The organism is Nocardia sp. CDC519, from assembly GCF_059509835.1.
On record NZ_CM183377.1, the window covers coordinates 3,017,280 to 3,039,814 of the forward strand.

Sequence of the window (22,535 nt, forward strand, 5' to 3'; positions counted from 1 at the left end):
AACCCTCAAACGGAGGTCCGCGCTGCGTCCCATCGACCTCGCCCGGGAACACCGGTTGTCCGCCCAGGCGATCCGCAACTACGAGGACGCGGGCATCCTCCCGCCGAGCGCGCGCAGCGACACCGGCTACCGGCGCTACACCTCCCTGCACGCGCATGCGCTGCGCACCTTCCTCGCCTTACGTGCCGGACACGGCCATGAACCGGCCGCGGAAATCATGCGCGCGGTCAACCGCGGCGACACCGAATCTGCCTACCGCCGGGTCGACGCCACCCATCTGGCCCTGCTCACCGAACGCGACACCCGCCTCGATGTCGCCGCCGGCCTCGGCGCGCTGTCCACCACGCCACCGCCGATCCCCGGACCTCCGCTGACCGTCGGCGAACTCGCCCGCCGCATCGGTGTGCACCAAGCCACCCTGCGCGCCTGGGAATCCGCGGGCATCCTGCGCCCGCAGCGCAACCGGGCGACCGGCTACCGCGAATACGGCCCCGACAGTGTGCGCGACGCCGATATCGCTCGTCAGCTGCGCCGCGGCGGCTACCCGCTGCACAAGGTCGTGCAGTTCCTCGACTCCGTCCACGAGGCCGGCGGCCCGGAAGCTCTGCACGAGTTCCTGGCCGCCTGGCAACATCGCCTCGACACCCGCAGCCGCCACTTACTCAGCGGTGCAGCACAATTGGATGCCTACCTCACCCTGCTCGATCGCCGATAGCCGGTCCGCGCCCAGCGCTGCACAGTCTCGTCGCATGCCGAGCGCACTGCGCCCGCCGCCCTGGCCCGAGCCATCCTGCACGGCGACGCATGAGCACTCCGGTGCTTCCAGGGCCGCCGTGCCCGACGGCTGCGGCTCGGGTGTGACCTCAACTGCTCGCCGGAACGCCGACCTGCTGCGGTGTCTTGTCATTGCGCAGCCCGCGCCAGCTGGGGTGGCGTAGGCCCTCGCCGGTGTATTCGCGGTATTCGATATCGCCGACCAGGACCGGGTCCACCCAGTGGGCGGCGCCGACGGCGGAGCGGGGCGGCGGTTGGGGGAAGGGCGGATCGGTGCGGGCGAGGGTATCGAGACGGGCGCGCAGGGAGCGGCGGACGGCGGCGGTGAAGCCGGTACCGACGTTGCCGAGGTAGACGAGGCGGCCGTCCGGGTCGTGGGCGCCGAGGATCAACGATCCGAAGGTGGATGCCATGGCGCCGTTGCCGGTGGTCCAGCCCGCCACGATCGCCTCGGTGGTCTTGCGCAGGGGCGTTTTGATCCAGTCGGGGGAGCGGCGGCCGGGCTGATAGGTGGAATCGATGCGTTTGGACACGATGCCTTCGAGATGGTTCTCCCGGGCCACGGCGATGAGCTTGTCGGCGTCGACGTCGAGCCAGTGCGGCGGAGTGCGCACCGGCGCGTCGGTGAACTCCAGCTCCTGCAAACGCTCGCGCCGTCGCAGGTACGGCAGGCCGGTCAGCGAGTCGGGGCCGGCACCGAGGATGTCGAACAGATGCAGCTGCACCGGCACCGCGGCGATCAATTGGTTGGTCGGCCGCACGACATGCATCCGCCGCTGCAACAATGCGAACGACGGCGCGCCCGTGGCGCTCTGGGCGATGATCTCGCCGTCGAGTACCAGCTCACGCCCGCCCGCCAGATCGCCGAGCACGCCGGCCAACTCCGGATACGACCCGGTGACATCGCGCTGATTGCGGCTGTAGAGCCGGCATTCACCGCCCCCGCAGACCACGATCGCCCGCACCCCGTCCCACTTCATCTCGACCGCCCACTCGGCATCATCGGGCGGCCGTCCTGAGACGGCAAGCATCGGCGCCGGAACCGCGACCACCGCCCCAGCGTATCCGCAGCAAACCTCCGCGTCCGCCGATTCGCTCGGGGCACGGTCGGGCGGCGTGTTCACACCAGGTCGCGGGGGATGCGCCGGTGCCAGTTCTGCGAATACACCCGCTGGTCGACCACCCGCGGGTCGACGGTGGACAGGTCGATCTCGTAGGCGTCGAGCCGGGCGTCGATGACGAACTCCTCGGCGGTGCAGCGCAGCACGGTGCGGGTGACGATCTCGGTGCGCCAGCTGCCGCGTTCGAGACGGCGCACGGTGCGGGTCTCGCCGCGTACGGAGGTGACATCGTTGCCACGGAAGCTGAACCATTCGGTGGTGGCACGCCGGACCCGGGTTCCGGTCTCGTCCAAACGGATGATGCCCTGGTCGTTCTCCACTTCGAGCGTGGAGACGCCGCTGGCCAGGTCGCGTTCCACCTTCCAGTGGTGCTTGCCCGGCTGCAACCGAGTGCTGGCGTCCGGTGGCGCCGCTTCCGGGGCGCCGAAGGAACGCGGCTCGGTGTCCCCGCGCCGGGCCGGACGATGCGGCAGCATGAGCGAGCTGCGCCCCGCCACCAGGGTGAGCATGACGGGCTCCGGCGATGGCCAGGCCAGCGGCCAGTACGACGAGGAGATCGACAGCCGGATCCGGTGACCGGGCGGGAACGAGTGGGCGATGCCGTTGAGCGGCACCCGGACCCGGTAGTGGCGGCCCGGCTCCAGCGGCCGCGGATCGGCGCTGCCGTCGCGATGGGTGAGGTTGAGCAGCCCGTAGGTCACCCGGGTCGCCTCGCCATTGGGCGCCACATCCGACAGCCGCGCGGCGACCATCGCGTTCGGACGGTCCGCCGACACCTCCAGCTCCAGGCTCGGCAGCCCCAGCACCTCGAAGGTGTCCTCCAATGCCTCGGTCTCGAAGACCAGCGACCCGCCGTCCTCCTCGCGCTGGTCCGACGGGAGATCCGGGGTCGCGGCATAGGACGCCCATTTGCCTGCGAACATGCCGACACTCAATGGCGACTGCACGTGCAGCAGGCGGGCGTCGATCTCGGCCGGCGCCTCGGCCAAGGTGTAGCGCCCGAGCACGTAGTGCCGCGGCTCGATTCCCGCGGAGGGCCACCGCGGTTCACCGACCCAGCGGCCGGGCCGGTCCTCGTAGGACGGCTGCGGTGACACGCTGTCCTGCATCCACGCCCGCAGCATCGGCTCGTCCATGATCCCGGTGTCGACGCCTTTGAGCCAGTGATCCCACCAGCGCACCAGCTCCTGGAGGAACCCGATCGCCGGGCCGGGCACCCCCAGATGCGGGTACTTGTGCCCCCACGGTCCGATGATGCCGAGACGGGGCACCTCGAGATGTTCGAGCAGCCGGAAGATGGCATTGGTGTATCCGTCGGCCCAGCCGCCGACCACCAGCACCGGGCAGCGCACCGCGCCGTAGTCCTCGTTCACCGACGCCCGTTTCCAGTAGTCGTCGCGGTGTTGATGGCGCAGCCACTGCTCGATCCACAGCCCACTGCCCGCCAGCCGTTCGTGCCACATCTCGCGCCAGCGATCACCGACGATGTCCGGATCCGGTGGCAGGCTGTTGAAGGCGAACATCACCGTCGCTTCGGACAAATTGTCCGAGAGCAGGCAGCCACCCATGTAGTGCATGTTGTCGACATAGAGGTCCTCGGTCGCCGACGCGCTCATCACCGCCTTCAACGCGGGCGGGCGCTGAGCGGCCACCTGCAAACTGTTGAAACCGCCCCAGGAAATGCCCATCATGCCGACATTGCCGTCGCACCACGGCTGCGCGGCCAGCCATTCGATGACGTCGCAGGCATCCTGGTGTTCGGTGGGCAGGTACTCATCGGTGAGCACACCGTCGGAGTCGCCGCTGCCGCGCAGGTCGACCCGCACGCTGACATACCCGTGCCCGGCCAGATAGGGATGGTTCAACGCATCTCTGGCTCGGGTGAGGTCGCGTTTGCGATACGGGATGTACTCGAACACCGCAGGTAGTGGCGTGTCGGCGACCGGTCGCCACACGCGAGCCGCGAGCCGGGCCCCGTCGCGCATCGGGATGAAGATGTTCTCGATCTCGCGCACCCGGTAGGGCAACGATTCGACCGTATGCACTCAGTCGACCTCCTGGAATTCGAACCGAAGGGCCTCGAGACAGTCCTGATACCGCTGTTCGAGCTCGGCGTGATCGTTCGCGCCGATGTAGAGGGTGGCGAGCCGGTACCGATAGGCATCCTGATTCGGCAGCTCCGACAAGCGGTCGCCGACATTCACGTCGATGTGCACCACCGTCGCCGGGAACCGCCGGCGCAGCGCCGCGATCTCGCTCTCGGCCGGCACCCTCGTGACCACACCGTCGTCGTACCGGGGGATCAGGCATTGGGCGGCGACGGCGAAATCACCCTGCCGGGAAGGCATCTGCGGCCTGCGCCCGAGCGCGACGTCGATGGCGACCGAATGATTCGAGGTGCCATCGACTTTGACGAACAGATCGCTGTGCGACTGCGAGATCCGGGTATTGATCTCGATCAGCCACAGCTGTGCGGTCTCCGGCTCCCACATGAACTCGGAGTTGAAGCAGCCGTTGTCGAAACCGATGTGGCGCAGGTACCGCTCGGTGACGTCGATCATCTGCTGTTGGACCTCGACCGGCACCGTGCGTGCCGGGTAGTCCAGGTGCACGAAACTGTGGCCCGCTTCGTCCTTGCGCATGTCGAACACCCCGTGCACGTGGTACTCGCCCTGGAACATCGATCCTTCCGGCGCCGCCTGGATCCCGCTGACGACCTGTTCGGCCAGGCAGGTGCGACCGCCGACGGCCCGGGCCTCCTCGGGGACGCGCACCCGCCCGAGTACCTGGTCGAAGGGATCGGCGATGCGCGCGATGGCGTCCCTGATCTCGGCGGTCGCGTCGGCGAACTGCTGTGCGTCGGCGATCTCGAACCCCAGCTGTGAGGAATGCGCCTTGATCGGCTTCACCCAGAACGGGAACGCCAGGTCGATCGTGTCCAGCGCGTACGCATCGAAGGGGTCGAAGGCGGCGAACCCGGGGACGCATTCGGGCACCGACGCCCGTTGCAGCAGCCGGCTCCACAACTTGTGTTCGCAGCCGATCACACTGTCCAGGCTCGGCGAGGGCAGGTGATACTCGGCGGCCAGGATCGGCACGAGCACGCTGGTCGGGAAGTCCCAATGCGCGATGATCGCGTCGATCGGGCCGTCGAACGCGGCGAGCTCGTCGCGTGCGCGCCGGAGCAGCTCGTCGAAGTCGAACTCCTCGGCCGAGACCAACGCGTCGTAATCGAGCAATCCGTGCACGCGCAAGCCACCGGGCACCTCGACCGTCTCCAGGTCGGCGCGCTGCCCGCGCGTCAGACCCGGGACGAAGACATTCACCACGTTCGTCCTCCAGATGCGGCTACCGCGATGACGGCGTCGGGCCGGGCAGCGACAGCCGCTCTCACGCCACAGCTCGACGGGCTCTTGGACACCGGCTACCCCGTACCGGGCGCGGCACGCACCCGGTACGATTCCGGGCCGCTGCGCACCCCTCGTTGAGACCGGCCATCGGGGGTTCCATCAGCCCACGGCCGCCGCGGTGCAGGTCAACAATGTGCACCTGGTGCGCGGCATGCTCAGCAGGCCCGGCTGCGGGGTGTTGCAGATGAACGGCCGGCCCACCGCCGAGAACACCCGCGAATGCGGCGCCGACGGCGACCTGCCGGGGTTCCGCAACCAACCCGGCGGTCTCGCTGCCGGAGCTGGGACGTATCCGCGAGATCCTGTCGCAGGAGCGGCTGTTTCTGATGGTGGAGGATATTTTCCGGACCGAAACCGCCGAATTGGCCGATGTGGTGCTGCCCGCGGCGGCGTGGGGTGAGAAGACCGGCACCTTCGACGGGCAGCCGCTACCGGCCTGGCACGATCCGGAATCGGCGTTCGAGGCATGGCAGCGGTGCTCGGCCGGCCGGCCCTGCGATTACACCGGCATCAGTTACCGGATGCTGCGCGGTGGTGATCGCCGGAGCGGATGCCGCCGACCTCGGCATCTCCGAGGGAGATCTGCTCGAGCTGACCTCGCCGCGCGGCACGATCCGGGCGCACGCTCGGGTATCGAGGATTCGGCGGGGTGTGTTGTTCGTACCGTTCCACTACGGCTACTGGGATGCCGAGGGGCACGGTCATGATCGTGCCGCCAACGAAATGACCGTCACCGATTGGGATCCGGTGTCCAAACAACCCCTGTTCAAGACTTCGGTGGCAGCGGTCCGCCGCCTCGCCCGCGGCAGCGAACCGGCCCGCGCACCGACCAATACGTCCTCGGCGCCGCTGGACCAGTCCGTGCCGCCCACCCGCGGGGGAGCGCAGGCGATGGCGGACTCCGATGTCACCGCTACGAGGAGCTCCCGATGACATTGGCGATGCCGCTCGACGAACTCCATCGCGGTGAGCACACGCTCGAGCACGACCGCACCGCGCTCTCGGCCCATCACCACGCCGAGCACGAGATCCGCTACATCGCAGGCGATCTCGCCGCCTGGTCGCGCGAACATCGGAAGCGGATCGAGCGAGTGCGCCCGCACCGTGGTGCCGGCGCGCACCACGCGGTGAGCCTGCGATCGATCACCGCACCACTACAGCGACGGGTGAGTGATCTGCTGGAACTGGCACAGGATTGCCATCCGCAGACCCTGCGTCAGCTGCGCTGGGCGAACGCCATGCTGAAAGTGCTGTCCCCGCAGATCCTCGCCGGCTGACCACCGTGGCCATCGAGTTATGACGAATAAGCGGTGCCGACCACACGATGTCGTAGACTGGTCGGTATTCAAAGGTTTGCCTTCAGAATGCAGGGTGGCCTGATCAGGGCGCGCAAGCGCACGGACCTGATTCGGGAGCATGATGGCACCACATTCCGAGTTCGAGACCACCCCGTTGCCGCGCCGGGAACTCTCCGCGCTGTGCGGGCACCCCGATCCGAAGGACCGGCTGGTGTGCTGCCGGCGCAGCCGCGGCCGCTCGGTCGTGCTGTCGGTGCGCGGCGAGGCCGACGCCTTCACGCTCCCGCTATGGCGGCAGGCAGTCGCCGAGGCCGCCGAGGATGCGCGTGCCAAAGGTGGCGGGTTGATCGTCGACACCACCAGACTGAATTTCCTGTCCTGGCGCACCTTGGCCACGCTGGCCGAGGACGCTGAGCGCTTCGGACGCGACGGCGTACCGGTGTGCCTGGTCAGTACCAGTTCCACGGTCTTCCGGCTCGCCGCCGCCGACCCGCGGGTCGGGCGGCTACCCATCCACTCCACCGTGGTGAGCGCGCTGACCCGGCTCGAGCTGGGCCGGCGCGGTTCACCGCCGCCGCGCGGAACCCGCCATCAGCAGACGCGCACCGCTCTCGTCGACCCGCCGCCGAGCGGGGACGGCTACAGCTCGACGAATGGGCATGGCTGACCGGGCGCACGCCACTTCGATGCCACGCCGGCGGCCCGGGCCTGCGACGTGGGCACACAGCCGCTCAGACGAGCCCGCCGACGATCACGCGGAATCTTCGTCCGGCTGCCCGTCGGAGCCGCCGTGATCGACGCCTGCCGTGCCGTCGCCTCCCAGTCGCCGGTGCACGGTGAGCAGCATGTGGTCGAATCGGATGCGCTGCTGCGCAGGCGCCTCGCCCTGTGTGGGAAGTGCTGCGACGAGTAGTTCGGCGAAATCGCGCAGTTTGATGTTGGTTTCCTGGGATCGCCACCGCAGCACCCGGAAGGCTTCGTCGGCACTGAGACCGTAGATGAGCATCAGAGCGCCCTTGGCCTGTTCGATGACGGATCGGGCGTGGATGATGTCGGGCACCGTCTCGTCGAGGATTTCCTTGCGCTGGACGTCGAAGGATCCGGTGACGTCCACGCAGTATCCGGTGGCGCCGACGACGACGCCGTCCTCGACCAGCGGCTCGCCCACCACGATGACATGATGCTGCTGCCCGGCGGTGTCCACGATGCGGTGCCTGCTGGAGAACGGTTCACCGGTCTCGATGGCCTGCGCGATGCACCGCGCGACGCCCTCGCGGTCGTCGGGATGTTTGTGTGACAACAGCAGCTCGGTGGTCGGCTCCACCTCGCCGGGTTCGTATCCGTACAACCGGGCGGCCTCATCCGACCACGCCCAGTGCTCGTCGGTGAACCAGAGCCGCAGGATCCCCATCCGCTGCGGCTCTCCCGCCACTGCCTCCAGCGGATGGACAGTGGTGCCCGGTTCACTTTCGCCGCGCATGCTCGGCACCCGCCCGATTATCGTCTAACCAGCGGAAATATGCCAGGAGCCGGATCGCGGAGGCGGGGTGGCCGGCGGGTCCGTGCGGGCTCGACAACCACACCAGGAAACAGTTCTGAATCCCATGGTGAAATCACGCGCGACCGGTCGCCGGTACTGCTTCAATTAGCTATCCGGCGAGGGCGATCGCCGGGAGCGGAGGGTGGACGATGGATCCGCAGGCGATTCGAACGGCTCTCTATGGCGGCGATCCGGCCGGGACCGATCACGGGAGACCATGGCCCGGGATCGCCCCGATATTCGCCGTGGCCGCCGCATCGGTGCTGATCTGCGCGGGATGCGGTACGACGCCTCCCACTGCTCGTACCCCACCGCCTCCCGTCGGTGCGACGACGTCGAACGAGGCGGCCATCGCGACCACGCCGAGCGGTGCCGGGCCCGACAACACGACCGGTGGCCAGGTGCCGCCACGCGGCCCGGGAACCGGTGGGCCGCCGCCGGTTCCGGGGAAGCCGGATCGTGGTGGGGGCGGCGGTGGGCCGGTCGCGCCGATCCGGATCGCGAACCCGGTGCAGCGTCAGGGGACCCCCATCGACCCATTGCTCGCGGAGGTGCGTGCCGCTGTCGCCAGCGTGTGCGACGGGTGCGTGGTGACGAAGGGCATCAACCCGGATTCCGAACGCACACAATGCGTGTACGACGGATTCAGCGGCGCGCAACACGAACCGTGGGATGATGAGAGCGATCCGATCGGGGGCTATCTGCTCATCACGCCCGGTGTGCCACTGGTGTTGCTGACCGGCCCGGTTTCCTGCGATCCCACGGATCCCGGTGGGACGGGCGGTTCCGGTGAGGGCGGGACCGGTGGTTCCGGTGAGGGCGGGACGGGCGGTTCCGGTGAGGGCGGCACCGGTGGTCCCGGCGAGGGCGGGACGGGCGGTTCCGGTGAAGGTGGGACCGGTGGTTCCGGTGAGGGCGGGACGGGCGGTTCCGGTGAGGGTGGAACGGGCGGTTCCGGTGAGGGCGGGACCGGTGGTTCCGGTGGGGGTGGAACGGGCGGTACCGGTGAGGGCGGAGCCGGTGGCTCTGGAGCAGGCGTGACCGAGACTCCCGAGACCGGTGATGGCGCAGCAGCCCCCTGAACCAGCTCCCGGCAGCGCGGAGCCGCGCAGCGACGAGCCGTCATCGTCCCCGTTCCAGGGATTCGGCAAGGTAGCCGCGACGCTCGGCCAATTCGTCGCGCCGACGACACTGCTCACCGCACTGTTGTTCTACTTCGGCTGGAACCACGTCTACTGGTACTTCCGGCATTTCGGCGTCGAGTCGGCCAGCCTGCATCCGAGCATCACCGACTACCTGATGCGCAGCGTCGATGCCCTGTTCGTCCCGCTGATCGTGGCCGGGGTGATCGGGATGGCTTTGACCTGGGGGTATCTGGCGTTGCCGGAATCGGTGCGCGGTGCGCCGCGTAGCCGCCGGCAGTTGCGGGTGGTGACAGCGATCGCGGTGCTGGTGCTGGCATTCGGGTTGAGCCGGCTGTTCTTCGTGTTCCCGTTGAACAACATGCTCGGTGCGGCACCGCTGTCGGTCATCGCCGGGGTCGGCTTGCTCTGGTACGTCGTCCTGCAACGCAGGCAACTGTTGCGTGAGCGCGACCCGCAGGCGCCGCCGCGCTCGGAGGCCGCGGCGGTGATCGAGTGGACGATCCTGTTCGTCGTCGTCGGAATCAGCCTGTTCTGGGTCGCGACCGACTACTCGGCGGCGGTCGGCAACTCCCGAGCCCAGCTGTCGACCGCGGAAATCCCGTACAGCCCGGGCGTTGTCGTCTACAGCGAAAAGGATCTACACCTGTCCAGCGTCGACGTGCGCAAGGTCGCCTGCGACCCCGCCGACAATTCCGGTTACCGATTCCGCTACGACGGTCTGGTCATGCTCTCCCATATCGGCGACCAATATGTCCTGCTCCCACGCAACTGGCCCACCCACCGCGGCGCCGCCATCGTTCTGCCGGCCTCCGCACCCGGCGCGGTGCGATTCGAGTTCCGCCTGTCCGACAACCCCGCAGGCGACCGCTGCTGACACTCGCGACCGCGCGCTGAATGCGGGGTGCAGTAGGGGAAACCGGCTCGCGCTACCGGCCGACGGAATCGCGGTCGTTCAAGGCCGTGAGGACCTCATGGGCCGCGCGGGTGCCCGATTCGATGGCGCCGTCGAGGTAGCCGGCGTGCCCGTCCGCGGTTTCCGTTCCCGCCCAATGGATATCGCCGACCGGTGTGGCCGGGAAGGGTGGGAATCCGTCGGTGGTCCCTGGTTCGGGAAGGGCGACGTACCCGCCACCCGCGTACTGGTCACGGTGCCAGGACTTCTCGTGCCAGTCGACCGGTTCGGTGACCTCGGGGCCGATGTGCGGGATCAGTGGGCCGAGGATGGTGGTGCGGCGGTCCGCCGGATCGAGGTGGTCGAGATCGCGGGCGCGGGGGCCGGCGGCGAGGACACACAGGTGGCCTGGTCCACCGGGTGGGCTGGTGTCGAAGACGGCACTGCCGGGGTTGTCGAGCTGGATGAATTCACCGCCGTGACGGCTTCGCCAGAACGGGCGCTCATAGACCGCGATCGCCTTGTAGACCGAACCCATGTAGGTGTTCTGCGTGAGCGCGATTCGGCTCGGCGGCAGCGCGGGGGTGAAGGTGATGTGCCGTTGCATGGGGGCGGGCACGGTGACGATCACCTTCGCGGCGCGGATCTCGTCGTCCGGCGTGCGGACGGTGATGCCGCGGTCGCCGCGTTCGATCGAGGTGACCGGCTGCCCGCATCGCACACGCACACCGAGTTCGGCGGCCAGACCGTCGACGAGCGCGCCCACGCCTTCGGTCAGCAGGAATTCCTGCGCGCCGCCCGCGGTGGACATGATGGTGCGCAGACCGCCCTGGGCTCGGATCATCTTCGTCATCGCCTGAACCGAGATCCGGTCGAGGTCGGCCGTCCACGAGACCTCCGCGATCACTTCCAACAGCCGGCGTGCTGTGCGGCCGGGCACTCGCCGCAACCATTGCTCGACGGTCGAGTCGTTGCACCGCGCTGGTGCGCCGATCCGCGCCAGCAGTTCGACTCCGGCCAGCACCAGCCCGGCCGTGAGCATCGACGGACCTACCGGAGACAACCGGCGTGCGCCGGTCACCACGGCGGGAAGGGGCCCGGTGTGCATCGGGAACGGCGTGAGGCCGAATTCGGCCGCCACCGCGGTGATCCGATGATGATCGTGGCCGATCCATTGACCACCGAGATCCACCCGCGAATCCAGCATCGTGGTCGCACTCATCGCTCGCCCGCCGATCCGGTCGGCCGCCTCGAGCACGATCACGTCGGTACCGCGCTGATGCAGTATGCGCGCCGCCGTCAACCCGGCCAGGCCCGCACCGACCACCACCACGGTCCGCTCGCGCGATGCCTGCACCGAGTTGTCATCCATGACCTAGCCCTTCTCCGCGGGTTCGGATTGCTGTGCACGGTCCCCGGCGGTTGCCGCGAGACGGCCCGCCCCGAGCTGAACTAAGTCGGTCAACCGTACGACATTTACGGTAGACGTCGATCCCGGGGCCCGCAAGGGCCGAGGCGGGCCGGTACCAGGGACGAGCACCGTGCCGGGTGGGCTACCGGGACACGGGGCGCGGATCGGCGAAGCCGACGATCATCTCCACCGCCTGTTCGAGGTCGCGACGAGAGCGCGCGAGATCCGGATCGGTCACGTGCTGCATGATCAGCCCGTCCACCACCGCGAACGTGAGCCGGCCGAGAGTGCCGAAATCGACGGCACAGCGTTCGCCCGACGCTCGCGCGGCCGTTTCGCAGAATTCGGCGACCAGAGTCGCGTAGCGCTCGCAGAGCAGCCGGGCGAGGCCGCCGGGGCCCTCGCTGCGCACCGAATACATGGCCAGCTCGTATTGCATGACCTGGAGTCCCGGTTCCCCCTCGACGAGGGTGTCCCAGAAGTTGGTGACACCGTGCCGGATCGCATGTTCCACGCCCTGATCGAGCTCCAGGCCGGCCCGCGCGGCGGCCATTGCGTCATCGACGACCGTGGTGATGACCGCACGCAGCATTTTGTCCTTGGTGGGGAACACGTAGTGCAATGTGCCCAAGGGAATGCCGGCCTCGACCGCGACCGCGCGCGTCGTGATGCCGCCCACCCCGACCTCACCGAGCACCCGGATCGCCGCCGCGACGATCTGCCCCTCACGCTCGGTTGCTTTGACGTAGGCCATCGGCGTCCTCCTCATCGGGCCGATCGAGTTCCGCGCCGCCGTAGTGTGGTCGCGCCGGAAGTCGGACGTTCGACCGACTGTAGGGTAGCGGAGAAAGTGGACGGCCGCCGCGTACGGGTTCAGCTCTGGTTCGCCGCCGCGTAGTGTTCGGCGATCTCATCGCTGGTGGTGAGCCAGACGCCGTGGTGGCCGGCGATGTATTCCAGGGCCTGGTCGAGATATTTGGCGCGGTAGGGCTGGCCGGTGACGAACGGGTGCAGGGCCAGCGCCATGACCCGCCCGCTCTGCGCGGAGTCGGCGTAGAGCTGGTCGAAGTGGTCGGTCACGATCTGCACGAAGTCCGGGCCGGTGAAGCTCTTCATCGTGAACAGGCCGAGATCGTTGAGCTCGACGGAGTAGGGCACACTCAGCAGTCCGGGCACGTTCAGCCGGAACGGCTGGTCGTCGGCGGTCCAGTCGAGCAGGTAGGTGAGGCCGAGTTCGGCCAGGATCTCTGGGGTGTCGAAGGTTTCGCTGAGTGCGGGGCCGAGCCAGCCGCGCGGGCGTTGGCCGGTCGCCTTCTCGATGGTGGCGATCACGTCGGTCAGGTAGGCGCGTTCGTCCTCGACGGCCGACTGCACCGTGGCATTGTCGCGGCCGTGCGCCAGCCATGCCCAGTCGCGCTGCTGGCCGGCCGCGATGATCTGCGGATACTTCTCGCACACCGCCGAATTGACGAGCGCGCTGGCGCGGATGCCGCGCCGGTCGAGGATCTCGGCGATCCGCCAGATACCCACCCGCGGCCCGTAATCGCGCCAGCCGTAGTTCAGTGGGTCGGGCACCAGACCGGCGGTGGCCTCGTTCAGGCTGGTGGCGGGTGCGTCCACCGGGAAATGCTCGATATTCAGACCGACGTAGAACGCGATGCGGGCACCACCGGGCCACTGAATCGGTTCCCGATCGACGATCGGGCTGTAGTCGTAGAGCGCGTTGTCCATACGGGTCCTTCCGGTTGCGTGCGTGCCGCCCGCCGCGGGCACCGCCGCGAACGGTATGCGTTACGGCCCGCGTGCGCGACGGGGACAGGCGACGGATAGGGGACCGCACGCGACACGAGCTTGTGCTCGCGACCAACCGGCCTCCGGCCGAGCAGTGATTTGCCCAGACGTAGCCGAGAGGTATGTGCCTGCGCGGGTGCCGTGCGTACCGTGGGAATTGCCCTGGTCGGAAACGATGTGAACGGCAAGCCCATTCGCGACCACTTGCTTGCCGCGCCCCCTGCGATGGACCGTCGATCGGCCACGGCGCGCTCCCGCGCGGGATCCGCAGCCCGCGCGGGAGCACCGGCTCGCCCGGGTGTTCACAGCCAGGCCGCATCCCACGGATCGCGCCACGTGGATTCGGGCACCTCGAACACCGCGGCCTCGCCACGGTCGGCGAGCACGTGCAGCAACGACGCCGCCGGAACGGTCAGTCCCGCGATATGCCCTGGCAGCGTGAACACCATCCGCGCGCGGGCCCGCCGGCACTCGTGCACCAGATCGAGGAACGCCCCCGGCACGAGCGAGGCGATATCGGCGCGCTCGTGAAAGATGGCGGCCATATCGAATCCCATCCGCCGGGCAATGGCGATCAAGCGTTGATCACAGCGGGGAAGTTCGACGTCGACGAGCAGTTCGTCGCGCAGATAGCCGTAGGCCAGGGGAGACAACGCTGTCATGGTCCGTTCACCACCTTCGCTGGCCCGGATCAGCACGACAGATGTCGCGCTGCGCCGAGGCCGACCCCGATCGTCGCGGGTCTGTGATGAATGTAGGGCGTCCGGCCGCCGGTCAGCAGGGCCGTCGGCAGATGTTGTGACCGCTCCCAGCAGCGCGCCGCCCGCATTGTCGCCGGACGTGATCGGCGGAATTCCCCGGTGGTGTGCCAGGGCATGGATGCGTAGCCGGGTTCGAACGGGGTATGCGATATCCACATCAGCTATCGATGATTGGAGGCGTCATGACCGACGTCGACGGCAATGTTTCGACCGGCCAGGGCAGCCGGTTGCGGATTCCGCGCAGCCGCGGGGCCGTGGGTGGGCTGGTGGTGCTGCTGCTGGGCATCTGGGGCGCGCTCATCCCGTTCATCGGCCCGTACTTCGACTTCACCTATACACCCGACGATCCGTGGGTGTGGACGGCGGCACGGGGCTGGCTGCAGGTGCTGCCCGGTGTGGCGGCGATTGTCGGCGGCCTGCTCATGTTGATGAGCAGGAACCGCGTGGTGGCCAGCTTCGGTGGCTGGCTGTCGGTGGCGGCGGGGGTGTGGTTCGTGATCGGGCCGGTGCTGGCCGATCTGCTCCGGCTCGGTGATATCGGCGAGCCGGTCGCGACGTCGGACCTGAAGCGCGCGCTGCTGCAACTGACCTTCTTCTACGGTCTCGGTGCGCTCATCCTGTTCTTCGCCGCGACCTCACTGGGACGGCTGTCGGTGCGTAGCGCACGCGATATCGCCTTCGCCCGGCGTGAGGTGGCTGCCGACGCCGGTGCTCGTCGGATGGTCGATGAACCGGTGGTACCCGCCGACGCGCCCGAGGCGGGCACCCGCAAGCGGTGGCGCAAGCCTCATCTGCGGCACCGCCCCGTGTAGCACCCGTCGCTGACCCGGTTGTGCGCTGTTCCTTTGGCGCACAACCGGTTCAGCGCAGCCGGACACAGTGCCGTTCGAGCCCGTCAGCCGGCGCGCCCGGACTCGCACCAGTGCGACGGCCGGACGAGGAGCGCGGTGAGCCGGGCGGTGCGGATCGGCAGCCCGCGCAGCCCGTCCTCACGGAGGCCGAGCACGGCGGCGAGCAGGGTGGTCCGGGGCGGCAGGGTCCGCATTGCGCGGCGCCCGCGCGAGATCGGCCACCGCGAACATGGACAGGTCCTCGGCAGTATCGCCCACCGCGAGGGCCACTTCAGTCGACGGCGGAGTCCGTGGACGATTGTTCGATCAACTGACGGCGCAGTAGCTTTCCGGTGGCGTTGCGCGGCAATTCGGCTATGACGTCGACTTCACGCGGGACCTTGTGCCGGGCGAGATGGGCCTTCACGTAATCCTTGATCTCCTGCGGGTCGAGTGCCGCGCCGCCCGCGGGGACGACGAAGGCGCGCAGGCGTTGACCGAAGTCGCGATCGGCGACGCCGATCAACGCGGCCTCGGCGATATCGGAACGTTCGGTGAGTAGATTCTCGACCTCCGACGGGTAGACGTTCTCGCCGCCGGAAATGATCATCTCGTCGTCGCGGCCGTCGATGAACAGCCGTCCGTCGGCGTCGAAATGCCCCACGTCGCCCGAGGAGAGCAGGCCGTCGACGATTTCCTTGTTCCGGCCGTCGGTGTAGCCGCTGAAGCTCAGCCCGCTGGAGACGAAGATGGTGCCGATCTCGCCCGGCCTGGTGACCCTGTCGCGGTTCTCGTCGTAGATCGCGACGCGACAGCCCACCGGCGGGTAGCCGACGGTCCCCGGCGCCACCCGCATATCGTGCGGGGTGGCGACGGCGGCGACCGCCACTTCGGTCGACGCGTAGAGGTTGTAGAGCACGTCTCCGAACGCCTCGGCCGCGCGCCGGCTCAGGTCCGGCGAGACCGCGGACCCGGCTGCGAAGATCACCCGCAGCGCGGAGGTGTCGTACCGGGCGAGGACGTCGGGGCCGAGGTCGAGGATCCGCTGCAGCATCGTCGGCACCAGCACCAAGGTGGCGGCATGGTGCTCGGCGACGGTGCGCACGGTGCGTTCCGGATCGAACTTGCGCTGCTGGAAGACCACCGTATTGCCCAGCGCCCAGCCCAGCGTGAACTGCGACAGGCCGGTGCCGTGGAAGATCGGCGCGGCCATCACCATGGTGTTGTCGCGTGGCAGCGGCACCCGGTCCAGGAACTGTGCCGACTGCAGCGGCGACACCTTGTCGCGGGGAGCGCCTTTCGGTGTCCCGGTGGTGCCGCTGGTCAGGATGACCATGCCGCCGGGGCGCTTCGGTCTGCGCGGAGGTTCGGTGGCGCTCGCGGCGATGAGCGAGTCGATGGTGGCCACGCTGCCGTCGGCGGAATCGACCCAGGACAGATACCGGGACACGTCGTCCGGCACCGCGGCGAGCGCACCGGAGAATTCCTCGTCGTGCACGATCGCCCGGATGCGCTCGCGCCGCACCACCTCGGCCAGCTGCGGTGCGGCGAAGCCGGTGTTCAACAGTACGATTCGGGCTCCGAGTTTGCCCGCGGCGAGCAGGGTGAGCACCATGCCGCGATGGTCGCGGCACAGTGCCGCGACCACGTCGCCGGGACCGATCCCCTCGGCGCCGAGTCCACGGGCGAGCGCGTTCGACAAGGTGTCCAGCTCACCGAAGGTGAGCGGGCCGCGCTCGTCGATGATCGCGGTCCGGCCGGGATGACGGTGCAGGCCGTGGCCGAGAACGGTGACGAACGGGCCGAAGACCGCCGCATCGCGCAGCGTCCGGATGATCTCGGCCGGGCGGCGGGGATCGATCATGCCGCGCCTGGTGAGGACCGCCAGCGCCGATGCCGCACCGCTGACGGTGCGCAGGGCCGCGTTCGGTGTGCTTCGGTGTGCCATCGCCGGTCTCCAGTCGAATGCGTCGGGCTCGTATTCTCCACGTTTCACTTGGAGAATACTCATTAACTTACTGGCTCGGGCAAGTGTGCCGCGTTTTCTGTGTCGACTCGACCGAGCGGTGCGGGCGTCGCGCCGGAGTGACTGTTGAGGCCCTCGGCCTGGTTGGTAGTCCGGCGTCGGCTCGGTCGGGCGGCCGGGTGCACCGAGCGCTGTCGGATGCGTCGGTCCCGCCGGGTCGCGAGTTCGGCCGAGCTTCGAGAATCGGCATTAAGTTAACGAGGGTGTGGCGCAGGTGATAGAACTCTTCCAGCGAGACGAAGGGGACACTCATGGAGCCGACGGCACAGCAGCGCGCGGCGCTCGCTCTGATCTGCGATACCTTCGCACCGGGCGACGGGCAGGACCTACCGTCCGCGAGCGAACTCGGCGCGATCGACACCGTCATGCGGATGCTCGAACGCAACCCGCGCGAAGCCGAGAAGAAGCAGCTGATGACGCTGCTGACGCTGTGGGATTCCCGGTTGTTCGGTGTGCTCACCGGCAGCGGCCCGCGGCGGTTTTCGGCCCTCACACCGCGGCAGCGCGAGCAGGCGCTGCTGCGGCTCGGCGACTCCCGATTCGCGGCGAAACGGACGCTGTTCCAGGCCCTGAAATCGGCGGCGCTGCTCTCCTACAACGTGACTCCCGGTGCCACCGGGGAGAACCCGCTGTGGAAGCAGATGGGCTACCCGGCGCCACCCGGCCCCCACCCGGCCGCCACCGGCCCCGCGCTCGAGCCGCTGCGTCCCACCGAGCCGACGACCCTCGACTGTGACGTGGTCGTTGTCGGTTCCGGCGCGGGCGGCGGCACGGCTGCCGCGGTCCTGGCCGGGGCCGGCCTCGATGTCGTGGTACTCGAACGCGGCGAGTACTACGACGACCGGGACTTCGGCAGCGGCGAAATGGACGGCCTGCTGCGGTTGTACGCTCCCGGCCCGCAGGCCACCAGCGAAGGCCAGCTCACCCTCGCCCAGGGCAGCTGCCTGGGCGGCGGCACCGTCGTCAACTGGAGCACCGCCCTGCCCACCCCCGATGATGTGCGCGCGGAATGGGCGGATCTCGGCGACCCCCAATTCACCACCACCGAATACGACGACGCCCTGGCCGCGGTGCAGCAGCGGCTCGGCGTGAACCGCGACCGCTCTCCGCTGTCGGCCCGCGACGCCGTCCTCGAACGCGGTGCCACCGCCCTCGGCTGGGACATCGACACCCTGCCGCGCAACGTCTCCGACGCCTGCGACGCCGGTGCCGACTGCGGCAGCTGCGGCTACGGCTGCAGGCTCGGCGCCAAGCAATCGGTCACCAAGACCTGGCTCCAGGATGCCGCCAGCCGCGGCGCCCGCGTGGTCGTCGACGCGAACGTGCGTCGGATCGAGGTGAAAAATGGGCGAGCCGAGGGTGTTACGGCGCAGACCGGCAGCGGCGTCGCGATCGAGGTGCGAGCCCGTGCGGTGGTGGTCGCGGCCGGCGCGATCCAGACCCCGGCGCTGCTGCGGCGATCCGGCCTGCGCGACGACACCATCGGCCGATACCTGCGGCTGCATCCGGCCGCTGCCGTGTACGGGGTCTTCGACGAGCAGATCCGGCCGTGGGAGGGCGGATTGCAGGCCCGGATCTGCCGGCACCACCACAACCTGGATGGACGCGGCTACGGCGTCATCTACGAAACCGGGCCGGTGCAGCCGGGGCTCGCGGTCGGGTTCATGAACTGGCGTGGCGCCGAGGCGCACCGGGCGAGGATGCTCGAGCTCGCCAACACCGGCGTCGTCGGCGTCATCACCCGCGACCGCGACCACGGTAGCGTCAGCATCGACCGCAGCGGCGAAGCGGTGGTCTCGTATCGGCTGTCGGATTACGACCGCGCTCACCTGCGCACCGGGATCGGCGGTGCGGCACAGATTCTCGAAGCGGCGGGCGCGCGGCGCATCTTCTCCGGGCATCAGGCCGGTGTCGAGTACGAGCCGGGGGTGCGCGGTTCGCACGCCGAGTTCGTCGCCGCCGGTGACGCGGCGGGCTACGGTCCCGGCCAGTGCGCGATGGCGGCATTGCACATCATGGGCTCGGCCCGGATGGGTGGTTCCCGCGCGCTCTCGGCCACCGATCCGGACGGCGCGACCTGGGAGGTGCCGAATATCGTCGTCGCCGATGCCTCCTGCTTCCCGACCTCCTCGGGGGTCAATCCGATGGTGACCATCGAGGCCATCGCCCACATGAACGCCACCCGCCTGGCCGCTCGACTGCGCTGAACACATCTGTCGCCCGGGCGAGTCCCTGCCCCGCGGCAGGAGCGCGAAAGTGGCTGCGGTGGTGAGCTATCCGCCGGCTACCGTCGGAATGATCATCACTTCGCTGCCGGACTTCAAGGGGGTATCGATGCCATCGAGGGTGCGGCACTCGTCGCCGTCGACGTAGAAATTCACGTACCGGCGCAACCGCCCGCTCTCATCGCGCAGCCGGCGCTCCAGCGCGGGGAACCGCTCGCGCACATCGTCGAGCAGGGTACGCAGCGACGCCGCGTCGACCTCGAGTTCCCGCTCGCCACCCGCGTACGGACGCAGCACCGACGGCAGCCGGACGGTCGCCATACCGCTATCCGATCACCGCGGCGCGCACGCACAGCACGTCGGGCAGTTTGTCGGCCACGAGCTGCCAGTGGTCGCCCTCGTCGGGGCTGCAATAGACCTCGCCGTTGCGGGTGCCGATATAGATGCCGGTCGGGTCGGCGTCGTCGGCGCACATGGCGTCACGCATGACCGCCGCCCAGAACGGCACCTGCGGCAGGCCGTCGGTCTGCGCGGACCAGGTGTCGCCGCCGTCCTCGCTGCGGTAGACCGCGCAGCGCGCGTCCGGCGGGAAACGGAACCGTTCCATCTCCGCGTCCAGCGGGAAGGTGTAGATCACGCCGGCCCGGCGCGGATGCGCGACGATCGGGAAACCGAAATTGGACGGCGGCAGCCCGGCGTCGATGCGCTGCCAGCTGATGCCGTCGTCGACGCTGCGGAACACGCCGCCGTGATTCTGTAGATACAGCGTGCTCGGGGTTTCGGCGTCGCGAGCGACCTTGTGCACGCATTGGCCCCACTCCGGCACCTCGTCCGGCATGAAGTCGGCGGCCACACCCTTGTTCGTCGGTGTCCACGACGCGCCGCCGTCATCGCTCTGGTAGACGCCGCCGGTGGAGATGGCTACGGCGAGCCGCCGGGTGTCGGATGGATGCGCGAGCACCGTGTGCAGTGCGAGTCCGCCGCCGCCGGGCTGCCACTGCGGCCGATGCGGATGCTCCCACAAGCCCCGGACCAGCTCGAATGTCCGTCCGCCGTCGGTGGATCGGAACAACGCCGCCGGTTCCACTCCCGCGTACACCACGTCCGGTTCCGCGGCGGTGGCCGGTGCGATCTGCCACACCCCTTCCAGTGCTGCTCCGGTGTCCTCCGGGAACGCCAGCGGTGCGTCGTCCGGCTCGGTCCAGGTCTCGCCGAGATCGTCGCTCGACACCATGGTCGGCCCGAAATGGCTGTTCAGCACGCCGGTGATCAGGCGCGGGCGCCGGCCACGGGTGTCGATGGCCAGCGCCTTCACGTCGGCGACCGGGAACTGCGGGGTGCTCACCTCCCAGCTCGACCGGCCGTCGGTACTGCGCGCCAGGAACAGGCCCTTGCGCGTTCCGATTCCGAGCATCACGTCCATAGCCGACCTCCGAGGGTCACCGCCACGCCGACGGGTGTGAGCGTACTCCCGGGCGCGCCGGAACCAGTCCGAAACGGATCGAGGCGACACCCGCGACCGCACCGGCGCGTCCGACGTGACATTTCCGCGATGGTTTCGTAATCTAGCCGTGATCTGTTCCCGAGAGTAGGCGGTGGTCGAGTTTCATGCCCGGTCAACATCGCAAACCGGCCGCAACCCGAAAACTCGCGCCCCTGGCCGTCTGCGGCGTCGCGGCCACGGTTATCGGCATCGTGTCGGTGGAGATGGGATCGACGCAGGCCGCGCAGCCCGCGCCCGTCGCCGATGCCCGGCCGGAGCCCGCCAGGAATCCGGCACCGGCGGCCGCGCCCACCCTGCCTGCCCCCGCTCCGGTCCACCAGGTGGCCGCCGCCGATCCGGCCCTGATGGCCAAGTCGGCGAGCCAGCACACACCGTGCCCATCGGTGCTCGCCGGCGCACTACCGCACGTGGCGCAAGTGGGCAATCTGATCGGTAAGACCTTCGCCGTCGCCGACATCGGCGGAGCGATCGGCCGCGGTAACGACGACCATGGCGCCGGCCTGGCGCTGGACTTCATGACCTCCGATCGAGCACACGGTGACGCGATCGCGAACTTCGTGCTCGCGAACAAGGAGCGCTTCGGCGTCACCTACGTGATCTGGCAGCAGCGCTACAACGACGGCAGCGGCTGGTCGTTCATGGAAGACCGCGGCAGCGCCACCGCCAACCACTACGACCACGTGCACGTGTCCTTCGCACCCTCCGCGGATGTGAACCTGATCTGCTGATCCCGCGGGCTGCGGGAACGCCTGTTACTGCTCGGCGGACCGGGGTAGTCCCGGTAACGGTGCAGCGTCGCGCCGACCCATACCGGATATTCCGAAAGGGACGAGACCCGCATGAGCAACACCGCAACTCTTCTGGCGCAGCTTCGCGCTGTCCTCGACTTGACCAACACCGAAATCCAGATCGCCGAAACCCGGCTCGCGCAGGCCCGCACCGAGGCGGTGCATCGCGAACTGTCCGAGAACGCCGACAATGCCCGCGCCCGCGCCGAGGCCATCGAGGCCGCCGTGCGCGAACTCGGTGGTGTGCCACCGCTGATCGGCCCGTTCCTCGGCCGCGCGGGCGCCGCGATCAAGGCGATGGTCGAACAGGCTCAGCCGTTCGAGGAAGCGCTGCTCGGTGATCTGACCCTCGAACACCAGCTGCTCGACCGGGCCCGCTACATCAAGGCCCTCGCCACCGCCGACAAACTCCCCGACATCGAGTCCCTGGCCGACCGGCTGATCACCGCCCATTCGGCGACCGTCGACTGGCTCACCACCGTGCTGGCCGAGGACGCCCTCGGCGGCCCCGCCGCGCTGCGCCGCACCCCGCTCCAGGCGGCCGCGGGCACCGCGGTCAAACTGGTCAACCTGCCGGTCACCTGGTCGGCCCGCAGCCTGGACCGCGTGGTGGACACCGTCCGCGCGACTCCGCCCGCGCTCGGCGATCTGCTCGCGCAGGGCGCGCACGCCGGTGACGTCGCCGTCAAGACGCTCACCGCCTCGCGGGACGCGGCGCTGGAAACCGCCGAGCGGGTGGTCCGGCGTGAAGGTGCCGAGTCGGCCGCCGATGCCGTGCACTCACTGCGTGCCGTCACCGGAACCCTCGAACCGGAGGAGCTACCGATCGCGGACTACGACGAGCTGAACGTCGGCGAGGCGGTGGCCGCGATCAAGGAGCTGACCGATCCGGCCGATGTGCGCGCGGTCGTGGCCTATGAGGAGGCGAACAAGAACCGCCAGGGTGTGGTCTCGGCCGCCCAGACCCGGCTGGCCGGGATCGCGCAGGAGGTCACCGGCATCACCTGAGTGGCGGCGTT

21 protein-coding genes and 1 pseudogene are annotated in these 22,535 nt (G+C 69.0%); 10 read left to right on the forward strand and 12 right to left on the reverse strand.

Annotation, left to right across the window (positions count from 1 at the left end; translation table 11 throughout):
• Nucleotides 1–22: 22 nt before the first annotated feature.
• Entirely contained in the window at nucleotides 23–715 is a 693-nt protein-coding gene (locus tag AC5W7N_RS13595; protein WP_495924113.1) for a MerR family transcriptional regulator, read from the forward strand.
• A gap of 148 nt (nucleotides 716–863) precedes the next feature.
• On the opposite strand, the gene ligD is transcribed toward AC5W7N_RS13595, so the two are convergent.
• From ligD to AC5W7N_RS13610, 3 genes are all read right to left on the reverse strand, one after another.
• A complete protein-coding gene (gene ligD, locus AC5W7N_RS13600; protein ID WP_495924115.1) occupies nucleotides 864–1,805 on the reverse strand; it encodes a non-homologous end-joining DNA ligase in 942 nt (313 codons plus the stop codon).
• Between the two features lie 89 nt (nucleotides 1,806–1,894).
• Entirely contained in the window at nucleotides 1,895–3,940 is a 2,046-nt protein-coding gene (locus tag AC5W7N_RS13605; protein WP_194990411.1) for a CocE/NonD family hydrolase, read from the reverse strand.
• Nucleotides 3,941–5,221 (reverse strand): ATP-grasp domain-containing protein, encoded by a 1,281-nt coding sequence (locus AC5W7N_RS13610; protein WP_495923909.1) that lies wholly within the window; start codon nucleotides 5,219–5,221, stop codon nucleotides 3,941–3,943.
• A gap of 139 nt (nucleotides 5,222–5,360) precedes the next feature.
• On the opposite strand from AC5W7N_RS13610, the pseudogene AC5W7N_RS13615 reads away from it, so the two are divergent.
• From AC5W7N_RS13615 to AC5W7N_RS13625, 3 genes and pseudogenes are all read left to right on the forward strand, one after another.
• Nucleotides 5,361–6,238: pseudogene (locus AC5W7N_RS13615) on the forward strand (molybdopterin dinucleotide binding domain-containing protein); the annotation flags it as partial.
• On the forward strand, nucleotides 6,235–6,582 hold the full coding sequence (locus tag AC5W7N_RS13620) for a hypothetical protein (RefSeq protein ID WP_495923911.1): 348 nt from the start codon (nucleotides 6,235–6,237) through the stop codon (nucleotides 6,580–6,582). The pseudogene AC5W7N_RS13615 and the gene AC5W7N_RS13620, both read left to right, overlap by 4 nt.
• Nucleotides 6,583–6,724: 142 nt before the next feature.
• A complete protein-coding gene (locus tag AC5W7N_RS13625) occupies nucleotides 6,725–7,270 on the forward strand; it encodes an STAS domain-containing protein (RefSeq protein WP_195019466.1) in 546 nt (181 codons plus the stop codon).
• Between the two features lie 84 nt (nucleotides 7,271–7,354).
• Here AC5W7N_RS13625 and AC5W7N_RS13630 read toward each other — a convergent pair whose 3' ends face one another.
• Complete coding sequence (locus tag AC5W7N_RS13630; RefSeq protein WP_490724055.1) at nucleotides 7,355–8,083, reverse strand: PAS and ANTAR domain-containing protein; 729 nt, start codon at nucleotides 8,081–8,083, stop codon at nucleotides 7,355–7,357.
• Between the two features lie 305 nt (nucleotides 8,084–8,388).
• Between AC5W7N_RS13630 and AC5W7N_RS13635 the strand changes: the two genes are divergently transcribed.
• Both AC5W7N_RS13635 and AC5W7N_RS13640 read left to right on the forward strand, forming a co-directional pair.
• Complete coding sequence (locus AC5W7N_RS13635) at nucleotides 8,389–9,225, forward strand: hypothetical protein (RefSeq protein ID WP_495923912.1); 837 nt, start codon at nucleotides 8,389–8,391, stop codon at nucleotides 9,223–9,225.
• Nucleotides 9,206–10,162 carry a hypothetical protein gene (locus tag AC5W7N_RS13640; protein ID WP_194990405.1) on the forward strand — a complete coding sequence of 319 codons (957 nt, stop codon included), beginning with the start codon at nucleotides 9,206–9,208 and terminating at the stop codon, nucleotides 10,160–10,162. The genes AC5W7N_RS13635 and AC5W7N_RS13640 overlap by 20 nt, the downstream gene beginning before the upstream one ends.
• A gap of 52 nt (nucleotides 10,163–10,214) precedes the next feature.
• Here AC5W7N_RS13640 and AC5W7N_RS13645 read toward each other — a convergent pair whose 3' ends face one another.
• From AC5W7N_RS13645 to AC5W7N_RS13660, 4 genes are all read right to left on the reverse strand, one after another.
• Entirely contained in the window at nucleotides 10,215–11,552 is a 1,338-nt protein-coding gene (locus AC5W7N_RS13645; protein ID WP_194990404.1) for a flavin monoamine oxidase family protein, read from the reverse strand.
• A gap of 181 nt (nucleotides 11,553–11,733) precedes the next feature.
• The gene (locus AC5W7N_RS13650) at nucleotides 11,734–12,345 is read right to left on the reverse strand and encodes a TetR/AcrR family transcriptional regulator (RefSeq protein WP_194990403.1); all 612 of its coding nucleotides are present in this window, start codon (nucleotides 12,343–12,345) and stop codon (nucleotides 11,734–11,736) included.
• 119 nt (nucleotides 12,346–12,464) lie between these two features.
• The gene (locus tag AC5W7N_RS13655; RefSeq protein WP_495923915.1) at nucleotides 12,465–13,322 is read right to left on the reverse strand and encodes a polysaccharide deacetylase family protein; all 858 of its coding nucleotides are present in this window, start codon (nucleotides 13,320–13,322) and stop codon (nucleotides 12,465–12,467) included.
• Between the two features lie 362 nt (nucleotides 13,323–13,684).
• Nucleotides 13,685–14,044, reverse strand: coding sequence for a hypothetical protein (locus tag AC5W7N_RS13660; RefSeq protein WP_163811009.1), 360 nt, complete (start codon nucleotides 14,042–14,044; stop codon nucleotides 13,685–13,687).
• A gap of 281 nt (nucleotides 14,045–14,325) precedes the next feature.
• On the opposite strand from AC5W7N_RS13660, the gene AC5W7N_RS13665 reads away from it, so the two are divergent.
• Nucleotides 14,326–14,955 (forward strand): hypothetical protein, encoded by a 630-nt coding sequence (locus tag AC5W7N_RS13665; protein WP_163811011.1) that lies wholly within the window; start codon nucleotides 14,326–14,328, stop codon nucleotides 14,953–14,955.
• 83 nt (nucleotides 14,956–15,038) lie between these two features.
• Here the strand turns inward: AC5W7N_RS13665 and AC5W7N_RS13670 are convergent, their stop codons facing one another.
• On the reverse strand, nucleotides 15,039–15,188 hold the full coding sequence (locus AC5W7N_RS13670; protein ID WP_195019461.1) for a hypothetical protein: 150 nt from the start codon (nucleotides 15,186–15,188) through the stop codon (nucleotides 15,039–15,041).
• Nucleotides 15,189–15,265: 77 nt separating this feature from the next.
• The gene (locus AC5W7N_RS13675; RefSeq protein ID WP_495923917.1) at nucleotides 15,266–16,921 is read right to left on the reverse strand and encodes an acyl-CoA synthetase; all 1,656 of its coding nucleotides are present in this window, start codon (nucleotides 16,919–16,921) and stop codon (nucleotides 15,266–15,268) included.
• A gap of 329 nt (nucleotides 16,922–17,250) precedes the next feature.
• Here AC5W7N_RS13675 and AC5W7N_RS13680 point away from each other — a divergent pair, with 329 nt between their 5' ends.
• Nucleotides 17,251–19,206 carry a GMC family oxidoreductase N-terminal domain-containing protein gene (locus AC5W7N_RS13680; RefSeq protein WP_495923919.1) on the forward strand — a complete coding sequence of 652 codons (1,956 nt, stop codon included), beginning with the start codon at nucleotides 17,251–17,253 and terminating at the stop codon, nucleotides 19,204–19,206.
• A 66-nt stretch (nucleotides 19,207–19,272) separates the two neighbouring features.
• Here the strand turns inward: AC5W7N_RS13680 and AC5W7N_RS13685 are convergent, their stop codons facing one another.
• The gene (locus AC5W7N_RS13685; protein WP_495923921.1) at nucleotides 19,273–19,545 is read right to left on the reverse strand and encodes a MoaD/ThiS family protein; all 273 of its coding nucleotides are present in this window, start codon (nucleotides 19,543–19,545) and stop codon (nucleotides 19,273–19,275) included.
• 4 nt (nucleotides 19,546–19,549) lie between these two features.
• Nucleotides 19,550–20,647, reverse strand: a complete 1,098-nt coding sequence (locus tag AC5W7N_RS13690; protein ID WP_163811020.1) for a WD40/YVTN/BNR-like repeat-containing protein — start codon at nucleotides 20,645–20,647, stop codon at nucleotides 19,550–19,552.
• Nucleotides 20,648–20,832: 185 nt separating this feature from the next.
• On the opposite strand from AC5W7N_RS13690, the gene AC5W7N_RS13695 reads away from it, so the two are divergent.
• Both AC5W7N_RS13695 and AC5W7N_RS13700 read left to right on the forward strand, forming a co-directional pair.
• Complete coding sequence (locus AC5W7N_RS13695) at nucleotides 20,833–21,456, forward strand: VldE C-terminal domain-containing protein (RefSeq protein ID WP_495923923.1); 624 nt, start codon at nucleotides 20,833–20,835, stop codon at nucleotides 21,454–21,456.
• 111 nt (nucleotides 21,457–21,567) lie between these two features.
• On the forward strand, nucleotides 21,568–22,524 hold the full coding sequence (locus tag AC5W7N_RS13700) for a ferritin-like domain-containing protein (RefSeq protein ID WP_495923925.1): 957 nt from the start codon (nucleotides 21,568–21,570) through the stop codon (nucleotides 22,522–22,524).
• Nucleotides 22,525–22,535: the final 11 nt, after the last annotated feature.

Excerpts from the sequence above, each read along its gene's own strand:
- ligD (WP_495924115.1), bottom strand. The coding sequence starts at position 1,805 with ATGCTTGCCGTCTCAGGACGGCCGCCCGATGATGCCGAGTGGGCGGTC.
- AC5W7N_RS13620 (WP_495923911.1), top strand. The coding sequence starts at position 6,235 with ATGACATTGGCGATGCCGCTCGACGAACTCCATCGCGGTGAGCACACG.
- AC5W7N_RS13625 (WP_195019466.1), top strand. The coding sequence starts at position 6,725 with ATGGCACCACATTCCGAGTTCGAGACCACCCCGTTGCCGCGCCGGGAA.
- AC5W7N_RS13630 (WP_490724055.1), bottom strand. The coding sequence starts at position 8,083 with ATGCGCGGCGAAAGTGAACCGGGCACCACTGTCCATCCGCTGGAGGCA.
- AC5W7N_RS13640 (WP_194990405.1), top strand. The coding sequence starts at position 9,206 with ATGGCGCAGCAGCCCCCTGAACCAGCTCCCGGCAGCGCGGAGCCGCGC.
- AC5W7N_RS13645 (WP_194990404.1), bottom strand. The coding sequence starts at position 11,552 with ATGGATGACAACTCGGTGCAGGCATCGCGCGAGCGGACCGTGGTGGTG.
- AC5W7N_RS13650 (WP_194990403.1), bottom strand. The coding sequence starts at position 12,345 with ATGGCCTACGTCAAAGCAACCGAGCGTGAGGGGCAGATCGTCGCGGCG.
- AC5W7N_RS13655 (WP_495923915.1), bottom strand. The coding sequence starts at position 13,322 with ATGGACAACGCGCTCTACGACTACAGCCCGATCGTCGATCGGGAACCG.
- AC5W7N_RS13660 (WP_163811009.1), bottom strand. The coding sequence starts at position 14,044 with ATGACAGCGTTGTCTCCCCTGGCCTACGGCTATCTGCGCGACGAACTG.
- AC5W7N_RS13665 (WP_163811011.1), top strand. The coding sequence starts at position 14,326 with ATGACCGACGTCGACGGCAATGTTTCGACCGGCCAGGGCAGCCGGTTG.
- AC5W7N_RS13670 (WP_195019461.1), bottom strand. The coding sequence starts at position 15,188 with ATGCGGACCCTGCCGCCCCGGACCACCCTGCTCGCCGCCGTGCTCGGC.
- AC5W7N_RS13675 (WP_495923917.1), bottom strand. The coding sequence starts at position 16,921 with ATGGCACACCGAAGCACACCGAACGCGGCCCTGCGCACCGTCAGCGGT.
- AC5W7N_RS13680 (WP_495923919.1), top strand. The coding sequence starts at position 17,251 with ATGGAGCCGACGGCACAGCAGCGCGCGGCGCTCGCTCTGATCTGCGAT.
- AC5W7N_RS13685 (WP_495923921.1), bottom strand. The coding sequence starts at position 19,545 with ATGGCGACCGTCCGGCTGCCGTCGGTGCTGCGTCCGTACGCGGGTGGC.
- AC5W7N_RS13690 (WP_163811020.1), bottom strand. The coding sequence starts at position 20,647 with ATGGACGTGATGCTCGGAATCGGAACGCGCAAGGGCCTGTTCCTGGCG.
- AC5W7N_RS13695 (WP_495923923.1), top strand. The coding sequence starts at position 20,833 with ATGCCCGGTCAACATCGCAAACCGGCCGCAACCCGAAAACTCGCGCCC.
- AC5W7N_RS13700 (WP_495923925.1), top strand. The coding sequence starts at position 21,568 with ATGAGCAACACCGCAACTCTTCTGGCGCAGCTTCGCGCTGTCCTCGAC.